This window comes from Mycobacterium sp. 852002-51057_SCH5723018 (assembly GCF_001667035.1).
Taxonomy (GTDB): domain Bacteria; phylum Actinomycetota; class Actinomycetes; order Mycobacteriales; family Mycobacteriaceae; genus Mycobacterium.
In genome coordinates this window covers 138,024-150,610 of record NZ_LZIR01000075.1, presented here as the reverse complement: position 1 = coordinate 150,610, position 12,587 = coordinate 138,024, and the positions used below count along the sequence as shown (strand labels likewise).

General features: G+C 62.3%; 16 protein-coding genes. 7 read left to right on the top strand and 9 right to left on the bottom strand.

The genetic code is table 11. The annotated features are described in order from the left end of the window. Nucleotides 1-102: 102 nt before the first annotated feature. Entirely contained in the window at nt 103-966 is an 864-nt protein-coding gene (locus tag A5764_RS16160) for an alpha/beta fold hydrolase (protein WP_067114507.1), read from the bottom strand. Then, nucleotides 963-1,829, bottom strand: coding sequence for an alpha/beta fold hydrolase (locus tag A5764_RS16155; protein WP_067114506.1), 867 nt, complete (start codon nt 1,827-1,829; stop codon nt 963-965). The genes A5764_RS16160 and A5764_RS16155 overlap by 4 nt, the downstream gene beginning before the upstream one ends. A gap of 360 nt (nt 1,830-2,189) precedes the next feature. Between A5764_RS16155 and A5764_RS16150 the strand changes: the two genes are divergently transcribed. Next, nucleotides 2,190-2,777 (top strand): TetR/AcrR family transcriptional regulator, encoded by a 588-nt coding sequence (locus A5764_RS16150; protein ID WP_067114505.1) that lies wholly within the window; start codon nt 2,190-2,192, stop codon nt 2,775-2,777. Between the two features lie 61 nt (nt 2,778-2,838). Here the strand turns inward: A5764_RS16150 and A5764_RS29705 are convergent, their stop codons facing one another. Together A5764_RS29705 and A5764_RS16145 are read right to left on the bottom strand one after the other, a co-directional pair. Continuing rightward, entirely contained in the window at nt 2,839-2,961 is a 123-nt protein-coding gene (locus A5764_RS29705; protein WP_255361090.1) for a hypothetical protein, read from the bottom strand. A gap of 35 nt (nt 2,962-2,996) precedes the next feature. Next, complete coding sequence (locus A5764_RS16145; protein ID WP_082951725.1) at nt 2,997-3,254, bottom strand: ANTAR domain-containing protein; 258 nt, start codon at nt 3,252-3,254, stop codon at nt 2,997-2,999. Nucleotides 3,255-3,709: 455 nt separating this feature from the next. On the opposite strand from A5764_RS16145, the gene A5764_RS16140 reads away from it, so the two are divergent. Then, entirely contained in the window at nt 3,710-4,414 is a 705-nt protein-coding gene (locus A5764_RS16140) for an ANTAR domain-containing protein (protein WP_067114504.1), read from the top strand. Nucleotides 4,415-4,588: 174 nt separating this feature from the next. Here A5764_RS16140 and A5764_RS16135 read toward each other — a convergent pair whose 3' ends face one another. Next, nucleotides 4,589-5,032, bottom strand: a complete 444-nt coding sequence (locus tag A5764_RS16135; RefSeq protein WP_067114503.1) for a universal stress protein — start codon at nt 5,030-5,032, stop codon at nt 4,589-4,591. A 142-nt stretch (nt 5,033-5,174) separates the two neighbouring features. Beyond that, nucleotides 5,175-6,071: a hydroxymycolate synthase MmaA4 gene (gene mmaA4, locus A5764_RS16130; protein ID WP_067114502.1), complete on the bottom strand. Its 897-nt coding sequence runs from the start codon at nt 6,069-6,071 to the stop codon at nt 5,175-5,177. A gap of 403 nt (nt 6,072-6,474) precedes the next feature. On the opposite strand from mmaA4, the gene arr reads away from it, so the two are divergent. Next, nucleotides 6,475-6,930 (top strand): NAD(+)--rifampin ADP-ribosyltransferase, encoded by a 456-nt coding sequence (gene arr, locus A5764_RS16125; RefSeq protein ID WP_197501475.1) that lies wholly within the window; start codon nt 6,475-6,477, stop codon nt 6,928-6,930. A 737-nt stretch (nt 6,931-7,667) separates the two neighbouring features. Here arr and A5764_RS16115 read toward each other — a convergent pair. Then, on the bottom strand, nt 7,668-7,943 hold the full coding sequence (locus A5764_RS16115) for a hypothetical protein (protein ID WP_067114500.1): 276 nt from the start codon (nt 7,941-7,943) through the stop codon (nt 7,668-7,670). Between the two features lie 163 nt (nt 7,944-8,106). Here A5764_RS16115 and A5764_RS28890 point away from each other — a divergent pair, with 163 nt between their 5' ends. Next, complete coding sequence (locus A5764_RS28890) at nt 8,107-8,463, top strand: hypothetical protein (RefSeq protein ID WP_197501472.1); 357 nt, start codon at nt 8,107-8,109, stop codon at nt 8,461-8,463. A 581-nt stretch (nt 8,464-9,044) separates the two neighbouring features. Here the strand turns inward: A5764_RS28890 and A5764_RS16105 are convergent. Further along, a complete protein-coding gene (locus A5764_RS16105; protein ID WP_067114498.1) occupies nt 9,045-9,380 on the bottom strand; it encodes a nuclear transport factor 2 family protein in 336 nt (111 codons plus the stop codon). 133 nt (nt 9,381-9,513) lie between these two features. Between A5764_RS16105 and A5764_RS16100 the strand changes: the two genes are divergently transcribed. Continuing rightward, nucleotides 9,514-9,909, top strand: coding sequence for a limonene-1,2-epoxide hydrolase family protein (locus A5764_RS16100; RefSeq protein ID WP_197501470.1), 396 nt, complete (start codon nt 9,514-9,516; stop codon nt 9,907-9,909). A 148-nt stretch (nt 9,910-10,057) separates the two neighbouring features. On the opposite strand, the gene A5764_RS16095 is transcribed toward A5764_RS16100, so the two are convergent. Beyond that, a complete protein-coding gene (locus A5764_RS16095) occupies nt 10,058-10,525 on the bottom strand; it encodes an ester cyclase (protein WP_156664709.1) in 468 nt (155 codons plus the stop codon). Between the two features lie 73 nt (nt 10,526-10,598). Between A5764_RS16095 and A5764_RS16090 the strand changes: the two genes are divergently transcribed. Beyond that, a complete protein-coding gene (locus tag A5764_RS16090; RefSeq protein WP_156664708.1) occupies nt 10,599-11,702 on the top strand; it encodes a hypothetical protein in 1,104 nt (367 codons plus the stop codon). A 194-nt stretch (nt 11,703-11,896) separates the two neighbouring features. Next, on the top strand, nt 11,897-12,166 hold the full coding sequence (locus A5764_RS29425; protein WP_231989723.1) for a hypothetical protein: 270 nt from the start codon (nt 11,897-11,899) through the stop codon (nt 12,164-12,166). The last annotated feature ends 421 nt before the right edge of the window (nt 12,167-12,587 follow it).

The following is a 12,587-nucleotide window of genomic DNA, read 5'->3' as shown; positions in this document are numbered from 1 at the left end:
TTGATCGGTGTTACCGAGGGTTTGCAACCACCGATCGATCGATGTGCGTCGTGGTTGCGCAACACTGATCGGCTGCGCGCTGTCGATCGACCCGGGAGCGGTTCAGTCGGCCAAAAACGCGACCGCCTTCTGCGCGAAGTCGGCGTGGTACTGGAAGATTCCGCCGTGGCCGGAGTTCGGGTAAATGATGAGCTGCGAGCCGGGGATTCTCCGATGCATGTCCTCTGACAGGGGAGTCGGCACCATCCGGTCGTGGTCGCCGTTGGCGATGAGGGTCGGCTGGCTGATTTTCGATAAGTCGGCTGGTGTCGAGCGTCCCCATTTCTTGATCGCCTTGAGTTGCCGCTGAAGGGCTTTGATCTTTATCGGGGTATCGCGATCCGCTGTACGTTCCTCGAGCCGCTGGACGAACTCACGGCCTGCGCGTCGACCAATTTCGTCGCGATTGAAGAAGAGAAACTCCTTGGGATCTTGGCGCGTGAGAGTGGCGCGAATCATGTCGTAGTACGTGACCCCGGCGACCTTGTCGATCCCCTTCCCGCCGGCGGGTCCGGTGCCGGTGAGGATCAGCTTGCGGACGAGTTCGGGGTGTTTGAGCACGAGCGCCTGGGCGACCATCCCGCCGAGCGAGAACGAGAAGATGTCGATCTTGCGGTGGCCGAGGGCAGTGATGAACGTGTAGGCGTCGTCGGCCATGGCCTCGACGCTGAGCGGCACCTCGCCACTTGAGGCACCCACACCACGATTGTCGAACGCGATGACGTGATGGTGTGCGGCGATGGGATCGATGATGCGGGGATCCCAGTTGTCGAGAACTGCCGCAAGGTGGACGAAGAACACCACCGGCACACCCCCCTTGGGGCCCAGTTCCCGATACGCGAAGTTCACGCCTCCGGCACTGACCGTGCGTGCCGGAGCATCACGGTAGGACAGGATCAGCTCATCGTTGTAGTTGGCGTTATTCATCGAACACTCCCTTTGTCGTGGCGGGTCGAGTCGTCACCGAGAAAGCGCAGTACGTCGGCGACGAACATCTCGTGGTGCTGGAAGACTCCGCCGTGTCCCGATCGCGGGTAGATCTTCAGTTCCGCGTTGGGAATTCGTCGTGCGATGTCGGCGGACAGACCGCTGTCGACCATCAGGTCGTGGTCGCCGTTGGCCACCAGGACCGGCTGGTCGATCTTCGACAGGTCGTCGGGAGCGCTGAGTCCGACCGCTCGGATTGCTCTCAATTGCGCGACGCGCGCTTGAACCGATATGGGCTTGTCGCGGTCCTGCGTGCGCTCCTTGAGGCGGCGGAAGTAGTCGGAGGCGGCGCGCTTGCCTTCCGAGGTGCGAGGGAAGAAGAGGAAGTTCCTGGGATCGCTCAGCGTGAGAGCGGCTTTCACGTAGGCGATGACGAAGATCTTGGTGATCTGCTCGATGCCTCCGCCGCCGCGCGGACCGGTGCCGGCGAGGATCATGCGTCGCACCAGGTCTGGTGCCTGCAGGGCGACCATCTGAGCCACGCCGCCACCGAGTGAGAATCCCAGCAGGTCGACCTGGGTCAAGCCGAGCGCCCGAATGAACGCGATCGCGTCCGCGCCCATCTGGTCGATGTTCGTGGGCACCTTGGAACTCGTCGCGCCGACGCCCCGGTTGTCGAACGCGATGACGCGGCGGTGCGCGGCGATCCCGTCGATGACCCGTGGATCCCAGTCGTCGAGAACTGCGGTCAGGTGGTGCAGAAAGACCACCGGGACGCCTGTGTCGGGTCCGAGTTCGCGGTAGGCGAACTCGACTCCGTTGGCCCGAATCTTGCGTGTGGGCGTGTCTTTCCAGGTGGTCATGCCATCTCTTCCGGTGTCATGTCCGCGCAGGACGCGGAGGGAATGTTCAGCCATTTCGGTTAGGCCTGTCGAGTACGGCAAGCACGTTGAGATTGCTCGGATCGCGGGCCAGACGGGCGTCGAAGAGGGGATTGATGACGCCCCGCAGCGCCGAGATCACAATCCATCGCGCCGGCACGACGACCCGGGTGCAACCGCACCCGATAGGGGAGCCCGAGACCGCCGCCACCGCACTGGCCGACGGACTGAACCGTCACGCGGCCGTACGTGCCGCTTCTCATTGCCTGCCGATCATAATATTACGACTGTAAGCCAATATGCTAGGCTGAGTCAAGACGCGGTCCCGGAAAGGAGATTGCTGTGGCCAGGTACGACAGCTCGCACAAGAGCGAGACGCGGCGCCGGATCGTCGACAGCGCGGGACGCCGTCTGAAGCGCGACGGCATCGACGGATCAGGCATCGCGGCATTGATGTCGGACGCCGGGCTAACGAACGGCGCCTTCTACGCGCACTTCAAATCGAAGAACGACCTCGTCGCGAACGTGGTAGCGGACCAACTGGCACTTCAAGCCGCCACGATGAAGGCGCTCCTGCCCGGCGGGGCGGCAATCGAGCAGTTCATCCGCGAATATCTTTCGCCTAGTCATCGCGACCAACCGGCGAGCGGTTGTCCATCGGCGGCGCTGCTGGACGAGATAGGCCGTTGCGACGAAGAAATCCGCGGCTCGTACACCTCGGGCGTGCAATCCATCATCGATGCAGTGGCATCGCAACTTTCGCCACGAGACCCGGCGGCCGGCCGAAAGAGGGCGACCGGATTGTTCACGCTCATTGTGGGCAGCCTGCAACTCGCCCGCGCTGTCACTGACCCGGCTCTGTCCGACGAGGTGCTCGAGACGGGCATCAGCACTGCGATCGAATTGCTGAATCTGGACCGTCCGTCCTGATCATCCGACGATCAACCGATTCCGAACAGCTGAACTCGCGACTGGTCCTGGTGGCCACCCGCTATGAGGGCTCGTCTTCGGAGGGGGAGTCGTCTTTGGCCAGGTGGCGCAGGACTCGTTCGTTGAGGGTGGCCAACATGTCGAGCTCAGCCGCGGTGCCTTGTCCGGGCGGCGGACTAGCCAAAGAGGGATAACGATCCGGCATCTAACGACAAGATCTCAGCGGTGAACGGCGAACAAGTGGCCCCACGCCTTCGTGGCGGCGTCCACCGCGGCGGCATCGCGTTCCTGGGTGACGCCGGGCGTCGCCAAGGACACCAATGCCCGAGCCACCGCGAACACGCCTACCTGATCGCCTTCGGCGACGCCGACCAGTTCTGCCAACGCCTCATCCAATCCGCACCCGCGCGTCGCAATCAACACGCCCTTGGCGACATCAAATATCCGCGCATCCGACATGACGCCACAGTTGATCACGTGGCACTCCCTTTAACGACACCTATCGGCTAAACGGCATTGCCGGAATACCCGCCACGCCGGCGTCTATTCAGGCCAATTCCGTGGCAGGCTGCAACGGCCCTTGCCGCGACGAAACTGCCCGACACCCCAACTCGATGAACGAATCCCGCAGTCCCGCGAACCCGGGCGGGTGCCCGAGCACCGCAAGGCGCTACGCGCCGGCAACGGTCACTCCTGCCTCGTCGCACTGACCACCGGGTGCAAGCTAGGGCCTCTGTGTGGGCAGTTCCCAGCCGGCCTTAAGCCGGCGATCACCCTGCCTTGAACGCTGCGTGTGTGGAAGCGGCGCCTATCTGAACACCGGTGATCACTGCTGTCATGGTGTCCGGTTGCCCCAACGCTTTATGGGTATAACGGCCGTAACAACTATTGGTTCGGCGCCGAGTTCTGGGCTGCCCCGAAAGGAGGCGCTGATGGACGGCACCGCCAGCTATGACGATGTGCTGCGTTCGACGATGCGGGAATTGGCCGCCAGCTTTGCAGGCGAGAACGCGGTCGACGAGGCGTTGGGCCGGGTGACCGCCGCCGCGGTGGCGTTGATGCAGGGCGTGGATTACGCCGACGTGTTGTTGATCGAGGACGGAGAATTTCGCTCGCTGAAGCCCACCGCGCCGATCATGATCGAACTCGACACCACGCAATGCGAATTGGAGGAAGGCCCATGCGTGGAGGCCGCGGCCGTGGACGCGGTGATCCGCAGCCCCGACGTCGGAAATGATCCGCGCTGGCCGCGGTTTGGCGCTGCGGCCGCTGAGGCCGGGGTGGGTGGTGTGGTGTCGTATCAGCTCTACACGTACTCCAAGGGTTCTGGGGCGCTGAATCTGTTCAGTCGCAGCACCGGAACTTTCGATCCCGAGGTCGAAACGATCGGCGCCATGTTGGCCACCCACGCGGCCGCCTTGATCATTTCCGCCAACCGAGAACACCAGTTCACGTCGGCGCTGACTAGCCGCGATGTCATCGGCCAAGCCAAAGGCATCATCATGGAGCGGTTTCACGTCGATGCGGTGCGTGCCTTTGAGCTGCTCACCCGGCTCTCCCAAGACCGCAACACCCCTGTGCGCCAGATCGCCCAAGAACTCGTAGACCGCACTATCGCGGACCCACCGTCGAGCTAAACCGTCTGCGGCAGGGACAGCCCACACCGGCATAGCCGAAAGCGTCGGGCGCGCAGACAATCCCTCGCGGTGACAGCGGCAATGCGCGTGAATCGGCAAGCAGCGGATTCACAGACCAACCCAGTGCCGGCGTTCGCCCCATTGCTTCGCGCGCTCGGGCTCAATGGTCACCGATCAGCCGGTGGTGTGCACGATCAGCACGTCGGTGTTGGCCCGGCGGGAAACAGCGGTGGGCACCGACCCCAACACGCGGTCGGCGAGGGTGTTCAGTCCCACGTCGCCCACGACCAGCAGGTCGGCGTCGACGTCCTCGGCCAGCTCCACCAACACCTTGACGGGCGCACCGACGATTGCCCGCTCGTCTATGTCTTTGGCGCCGACGGCCTTGGCCCGGTCGCGGGCCGTGCGAAGGATCGCATAGACCGGGGCGTCGCCGCTCACCAAGTAACTCTCGTCCTTGAGAAGGTCGACCCCGTGGGGATCCTCCTTGTGGGGTAAGTACGCCGTAGCGACAATCAACCTCGCGTCCGACTCTGCGGCAATGGTGCCTGCGCGTTCCACCGCACGCAGCGACGAGTCGGAGCCGTCCGTCCCGACCACCACGGTCTGATAAGCCACCCAACGATCATAAAGTATGCAGTACCGGCGGTATTAGGATTTTGGAATGACCGCGGTCACTTCCCGGCGCCTTGGGCTCTGGGGTATCCAGTGCTGCGCCCGGATGAGCCGTGTAGCCGGCAATCCGACCGCCGGCCAAAGATTACGTGACAGCCCCCGGCTTGAGGTAGCTCAGCACGAGGCAGTCCAGCATCTCGTCGGAGAAGTAATGCTCGCAACCGCGCAGGTACTTCACATACCGGTTGTAGACCTCTTCGGAAGTGACCTCGATGGCCTTCTGCCTGTTGGACTCCAGGGTGTCACCCCACAGGTGCAGCGTCCTGATGTAGTGCTGACGCAGCGAAACGGGTTCTAGCACAGTAAAACCCGCCTTCTCGGCATGTTCGACCATCATCGCGGTGGACGGCAGCCGCGCACCAGGGAAGATCTCAGTGATCATGAACTTGATGAACCGCATCGTCTCGAAGGTCAGCTTCTTGCGGCGGGCGGCGAAATCGTGAGGGTGGTAGCTGACGTTGCTCTGGATGGTCATCCGGCCGTCGGCGGGCATGATGTCGAAGCACCGCTTGAAGAAGTCGTCGTAGTTCTCGTGCCCGAAGTGCTCGAAGGCCTCGATCGACACGATCCGATCGACGGGCTCGAAAAAGTCTTCCCAGTTCTGCAACCGAACCTGGCGGGACCGGCTGCTGTCGATGGCGCCGAGGACCTGCTCACAGCGGGCATGCTGGTTGTGGGACAGCGTTAAGCCGATGACGTTGACATCGAATCTTTCGACGGCCCGCTTCATTGTGGTACCCCAACCGCAGCCGATGTCCAGCAGCGTCATCCCCGCCTTGAGGTCCAGCTTGTCCAGGTGCAGGTCGATCTTGGCGAACTGAGCCTCTTCGAGGGTGAGATCCGGCGGCTCGAAGAATGCGCAGCTATAAGTGCGGCTGGGGTCCTGGAACAGCGCGAAGAAGTCGTCGGAGACGTCGTAGTGCGCCCGGATGTCTTCGGAGCGCGTCCGTGTCTTCGTCGGGCCACTCGGTTGCTGCGCCATGTTTGTGTTGTTCCTCCAAAATCACCGTTTGCGTCGGATGCTCGCACTCGCGCTCCTGTCTGACGTGCAGTCTATGGGGGTGTGCCGGTGGTGGCATTTCGTCCGAGCGTCGGATACTGCTGGGTTGACTGCGAAAACACCCTGGCGCCACCGTCAGCTCGTGACAGTCGGTTCACCGCACCTCGGGCAACACTGACGGTGCTCGCCGAACAAACCGCGGCGGTCGATCCCTGCCGGCTCGGCACCAGCGGATTGTCTCAGCGTCGACGAGATGCGCCCTGTTGACGCGGCCATGCGAATCGCGCCGGACCTGTAGTGCGTAAACTATTAGCGCACAACGCAATAGGAGCCGAGAGGGGGGCTTGCGGCAAGGCCCCCTGACCTGCTGCACAATCGTGCGACCATGCATTGCAACGGACGGGGAGATCTTGTGGCCAGCACGCCGGTACCTTTTGAAGAGCACAAGCCGGGTGTGCTGCTTCATGGCACGAAAGCCGACCTCGCGGTGGGCGATCTGCTGATGCCAGGGCGCCAATCGAACTTCGAGTCGGGCCGCGTCATGAAGCACGTCTATGTGACGCGGACATTGGATGCCGCGGTATGGGCAGCTGAGCTCGCCCAAGGAGACAGCCCGGGTCGGATCTACATCGTGGAATCGGAAGGCGCGCTCGAGGACGACCCGAACGTGACGGACAAGAAGTTTCCCGGGAACCCGACCCGCTCCTACCGCACCCGAGAGCCTGTGCGAATAGTTGGCGAGATCACCGACTGGGTGGGGCATTCACCAGAACAGCTTCAGGCCATGCGAAACCGCTTGGCCGACCTCAAGCGCCAAGGACTTGCCGTCATCTACGACTGATCCGGGTCTGCCGCATCGCGCCCGCGCTGGCTTGGCCGGCTTGGCGGCCCCGATCGCCTTCCGAGGCAATGGCTATGTGCCGCCGTCCGCGACGTGCCGCGTCTGTCCATCGGTGGGGGAGCGGCACGTGCCAGCGAGGCTCCCGACGTCGACCGACCCTAGTCTTGGCAGCTGATGGTCAGTGATGAGTTGATCCTCGTGCCGTCACTGCATGCTACAGGCATGGCGGCTAGACAACGCTTGCGAGAAAGATGGGGTCTGCTGCACGAATAGGTGACAACCGAGATCGCTTGCCCAGCGTGGGCGGGCTGAGAGGATGTCACCATGGCACGGCCGTATCCCAAGGAGTTTTCGTGACGATGTTGTCCGGGTCGCTCGGAGCCGCGAGGACGGTGTGACGATCGAGCAGATCGCCGCTGATTTCGGGGTGCATCCGATCACGTTGTCGAAGTGGATGCGCCAGGCCGACATTCGATGATGGCGCCAAGCCGGGCACGACCACCAGCGAGTCGTCGGAGCTGCGGGAGGCCCGTCGACGGATAAAACTGCTCGAGCAGGAGAACGAGGTGCTGCGTCGGGCCGCGGCGTATTTGTCGCAATCGAACCTGCCGGGAAAAGGCTTTTCCGGTGTCGTGTCAGGTACTAGCGACCTGCGGTCGACGCCGCGGCAGAATCCGGTTCGTCCCGCGGGCAAACGGCATGTGCGACAGCGATGTTGGTTGCCCAGCAAAAACACATCAGTGCAAAGATCTGATGGTGCGGAGCAGTCTGTGAAGGCGCGGCGCCTCGTCGCTGTGCGCGTAGGCGGTGAGCCACTCAGCGAGTTCGGTTATCAGCTCGGTAGGTAAGGGAAACCGGTGGTGCGCCACGTTTTGCAGCACTGCATCAATTGCGCTGTATGAATCTCCGGACCCGAGGGCGGCGTAAAGCCGGTCGCGGTCCGCAACGGCCAGCAGGGGGCTGATCGCATCAGCCAGTTCCCACGCCAAGGCCGATTCAGCCCGATCGTCCACTGCCTCATTATCGTTGACCAGACCAGTTCACGCTGTGCAGGCGGTGTCGGGAGACGGGTCTGCCCAGGCCCCCCGGCGATTCTCACGTACGCAGTCTGTGCGGCGACCAAAGGCCCCGATCCTCGTTAGATCCGCCGGGCTGACTTGTCCATAAACTGCGGTGATGGAACGGTGCGAGGAGTGCGGGTACGCCTATGACCTGGCCGCCGCGACACGGGCTGGCGACGATATCCGGGTTGGCGTTGCCGAACTTGCCGGGCTGCTTACCACCACCGCACGAACGAGGCTGGCTCGGCGGATCGCACCCGAGCTGTGGTCGCCATTGGAATATGCCTGCCTGGTCCGCGACGTACTAATCACCCAGCGCGAGCGAGTACTGCTGGCTCGCCGCGTCGACGTGCCCGTCGCCGTGCCAATGGACCGCGACGAACGCGTGCCCTGCGAGGGATACGCCGAGCAGGACCCGGTCGAGGTCGCCGAGCGTCGGGTTCCTCAGCTTCGACGAGATGCGCCGCGTTGATGCGGCCCTGCGCATCGTCTTGGATCTGTAAGCCCTGCGCTATCGCATCGCTTGTCTTCAACTACCAAAACCTTTGGTGTACAGCGCAACTCGGGATACTTTACCTGACATAATGTCGCTTATCGGCACAAAAGGTAGCGAGTTGCATTAAGTGAAAGAACTTGCACCCCTTTCACGCCAGGATTTCTCGGCGCGCGCGATCGGGTTGGCCGCCGATTCGGAGCACGTCACAGTGCTGATTTCGGGACTCGCTTCCCGAACGGACGTGCGCCTGCTCGGCGTGGCGCGGCGCTGAAAAATGCTTGCAGCATTGCCGCACCACGTCCCTTCGTCCGGGCGCGCACAGGGATATATTCGTCACTGTGACGTAATCGCCTGTGGCGCTGTGGCTTTCCGGAAGCCGCACTGCGTGCGGGCATACGCCGTGAGAGGCGTCGAGGCTCCGTGGTCCGGCTCGGCCGGTAGACCGTGTTGCATACCGAGGAAGCCTTATTCGTTAGGTGATGAAAATGCCGCACAACCCTACGACCAGAAGTCTTGCCACGCAGCGTTGTCGAACGGCAAGACCCGCATTTCCACGATTACGCCGTTTGCCATTTCGTAAACCGTGTTGCACAGCATGTGTCCAGCGATGCGCCGTTCCGTTGGCCCAGCGCCCGCTCGACCGCGATTACATAACGGTCGCCGCCCAGGATCTCCTGCACTTCGGTGCCCCAGGTTCCGCCGGTGAGCTCCATGCAGCTCATGGCGTGGCCCATGATCGCCTGCTGGCCTCGGAAGACGCCGCTGCGGGTCGTGTTTCCGGGTTCGACCCAGACCGACTCATCGTTGAAAGGCCGGGACATCGCCTCCGCGTCACCGGTGGCGAAACTTGCGTAGAGGTCAAGGATGACCTGAAGGTTTGATGTCGAAGCCATGCGCCCCCATTCGTCGTAGAGCTTGAGGTATATACCGGTTCTGCTCCGACCAGCCAAAGGGACGACGTGTTTGCGCTGCGTGTTCTAGGCTCCGTACGTCAGAACGTCAAACACCCAGGTCAAAGGGATAGCAGTGACAGATTCAGCAGAATCGGTGATTCGGAAATTCTTCGCCTGCTTTCCAGCGTCGGACGTAGACGAGGTGATCGGCTTCTTTGATGACGAGGCGGTATACATCGACGGTCCACGAGGTGTCCACAGGGGCATCAACGCCATCAGATCGGAATTGCGGTCGCAGTTGGAGATGGTTCCGAACACCACGGTCGACATCAAGAATCTCGCAACGAGTGGAGGCACCGTCTTGACCGAGCGAGTCGACAATTGTGAGATCGCCGGCAAGTCGGTAGGCATGGAAGTTGTGGGCGTCTTCGACGTTGATTCTGAAGGTCGGATCACGCGCTGGCGCGATTATTACGACCTCTCGACGCTAGTGGAGCAGTTCACTGCGGCGACTGCATCGCACAGCTGACGCTCGCGCTGAAAGCACCGCTCCCCTGCGGCAACTCGCACCTATTGAACACGCACCGTTACCAGTTAAAGCACAGACCCACACCCATCGCGATCCTCGCCGAGACACTGGGCGACAGCCCACAGACACTAGCGGCTGGCCGACGGCCTCAGCTCGCGCTGCTTCCGAGCTGCGTCATGATTGACGGCAGGTCGGAGTAGATCCAGCCGCGGCGGGCCTTGCCGTCCTCGAACTCCCATACTGATACGCCGGCGAATTCGACATACTTGCCGGTCGCGGGGAAGCCGAATGAATGAGCGCTGTGTGTTCCACTGATTCGCCACCTGCATACAACCCGGTTATCCGTGGCGAACTGGTCATCGAGCACGACATGAAAGTCTGGCAGGCCCACGTACGCTGCCTGCATAAACTCGCGGTAAGCCTCGATACCAACGACCGGCTCAGCGCCAGGCTGATAAACCACGATGTCGTCATGCAAGTAGTCGCCATGGTGAGTTAGATCGTGGCGATCCTCGTCCGCAGTGCAGCGGGTATGAACTTCGAGGTTCTCCGCGGCGCCCATCAGACCTTCCCGGTTGCGGTTTGCCAGCACCGTAGCATTACGCGACAGTTGCACAGGTGGTGCCTAGGACCGCGTCGAAACAGCTCCGAATGGCCATTCTCGCAGTCCAGCCGGCGTAGGGTTCTGGATGCTCAGCAAACCGTCGCCCGGGAGCGGTGTAGATATGGGACATCGGTATCGGATAGCGCACGTCGGGACCGGCTACACCGGGTCTATCGCGCTGCGGCAGATCCTCAGATCGCCACGGTTGAAGTTGGTCGGTCAACTCGTTCACAGCCCTGACAAGGTCGGCAGGGATTCCGGCGAACTGGTCGACCTGCCTGCCGCCGGGGTGATCGCTACAGACAGCCTCGATGACTTACTTGCCCTCGACGCCGACTGCGTCAGTTACTTCGCTGCCGTGTCCGGCCGCGACAGTAGCGAAGTTGTCGACCAGGTGTCGGCAATGCTGGCGAGCGGAAAGAACGTCGTGACGCCGTCCTATCACGCGTTGTTCCACCCCCCAACTCTCGACGACGCCTCACGGGACAAGCTGGAAGCTGCTTGCCGACAAGGCAACAGCTCCCTACTCGCCACCGGAATCGCACCGGGCTTCGCCACCGATATCCTCGCAGTGCATGCGGCGAGCATGACCGAACTGCCGACAAAGGTCTCGATTGAGGAACGCATTCCATGCGGGGCTTATCGCGTGCCGGGCTTCTTTGCCATGCTTGGCTTCGGTCGAACCGCTGAGCAAGATGCCGAAATCTATCGCGCTGGATTCATGGTCCCCGTTGTCACCCCGCCCCTGCGGCTTCTCGCTCAAGGCCTGGGTCTACAGCTGGATGAAGTCCACGAGCACCGAGACACCGCAATGGCAGATCGCGACTATCGCTTCGACAACGGCGAGATCCCCGCCGGAACAATTGCCAGCGTGCGGATGCGGTTCGACGGCATCGTCGATGGCCAGCAGCGCTTGCACTACTCATCGATCTGGTCGATGCCCGATGAAGCAGTCGAAGACTGGCAACCACAGATAGCAGCCGACAGCCCAACTCGACGGCTCACCCGAATTACCGTCGATGGCAGCCCCCCGGTTCAACTCGACTTTGCCCTCAACGGTGGCGAGCTACCCGGCTCAACCGCCACTGCCGCCCGGGTACTGAACGCCATCCCAGCAGTGTGCGCGGCCAACCCCGGTGTCCTTAGCGCACTCGACCTTGTCATAGCCGCCCAAGCAGCACCGCGCTAAGACGACGCTAGGGCGACTCGCGCTGGATCGAGACGCCATTTGCAGTTTGCCGATCAGGACGACGCCTGGCCGCGATGGGTCGGCGGATGCCAACGTGTCATGGCCCTGAACTCGCACTCCTCGAGCACGCACCGTTACCAATTAACGGTAGCGAGTTGCATTAGATGAAAAGACTCGCACCCCTTGATGATTGGGTGAAATTCTCAGCGGATCTGCGCGGGCCGACCACCCGCGAGCACATCCTGCGGTTCATTCGATGGGCCATCAAAGCCAAACTCATCCCCTCGAATCTGGAAGTGACCCCGCATCGCCGCGGCACTGCACCGAGGATGCCGATCGCACAACAGAAAGCCGTCATCGAACAGGTCGCACACCAGCAGACACTGCATCCGCGCGACCGTCTCGCCGCGATCCTGATCATCGTCTTCACCCAACGCGCCGAAGACGTCGCCGCCCTCACCTGAGATCAAATAGCGATCACGGCCGACGCGGTCACCATCGATCTGGCTGGCCTACCGATCCATCTCCCGCCACCGCTTGATGAACCGGTTCGCGGCCTGGCCGCAAGCAACTACAACAGCCAGACCGCAGCACATCGCAACTCGCCCTGGGTATTTCGCGGCTAAACGCCCGGCAGACATCTCGGGCCGGCGCATCTCCGCAGCTACCTGCGGCCCGTTCTCGCCGCCTTGGAGGCACGGTTAGGCACCCTCAATGAACTGACACAGACCACGCCGATCGCGATCCTCGCCGAACGCTCGGTTACAGCCCACAAACCTTAGAAGCCCACGCCCAAGCGTCCGCATCGACCCACGTGAGATATCGCCACCAGGCTTGACTGACTGTCGGCCACAGACAGCCGCCGTTGGTCGCTCCGGCACACGC

Bases quoted from the DNA above. Each gene is read 5' to 3' on its own strand.
- A5764_RS16105 (WP_067114498.1), bottom strand. From the start codon at position 9,380: ATGGCTTCGACATCAAACCTTCAGGTCATCCTTGACCTCTACGCAAGT.
- A5764_RS28890 (WP_197501472.1), top strand. From the start codon at position 8,107: ATGGAACGGTGCGAGGAGTGCGGGTACGCCTATGACCTGGCCGCCGCG.
- arr (WP_197501475.1), top strand. From the start codon at position 6,475: ATGCATTGCAACGGACGGGGAGATCTTGTGGCCAGCACGCCGGTACCT.
- A5764_RS16160 (WP_067114507.1), bottom strand. From the start codon at position 966: ATGAATAACGCCAACTACAACGATGAGCTGATCCTGTCCTACCGTGAT.
- A5764_RS16140 (WP_067114504.1), top strand. From the start codon at position 3,710: ATGGACGGCACCGCCAGCTATGACGATGTGCTGCGTTCGACGATGCGG.
- A5764_RS16090 (WP_156664708.1), top strand. From the start codon at position 10,599: ATGCTCAGCAAACCGTCGCCCGGGAGCGGTGTAGATATGGGACATCGG.
- mmaA4 (WP_067114502.1), bottom strand. From the start codon at position 6,071: ATGGCGCAGCAACCGAGTGGCCCGACGAAGACACGGACGCGCTCCGAA.
- A5764_RS16155 (WP_067114506.1), bottom strand. From the start codon at position 1,829: ATGACCACCTGGAAAGACACGCCCACACGCAAGATTCGGGCCAACGGA.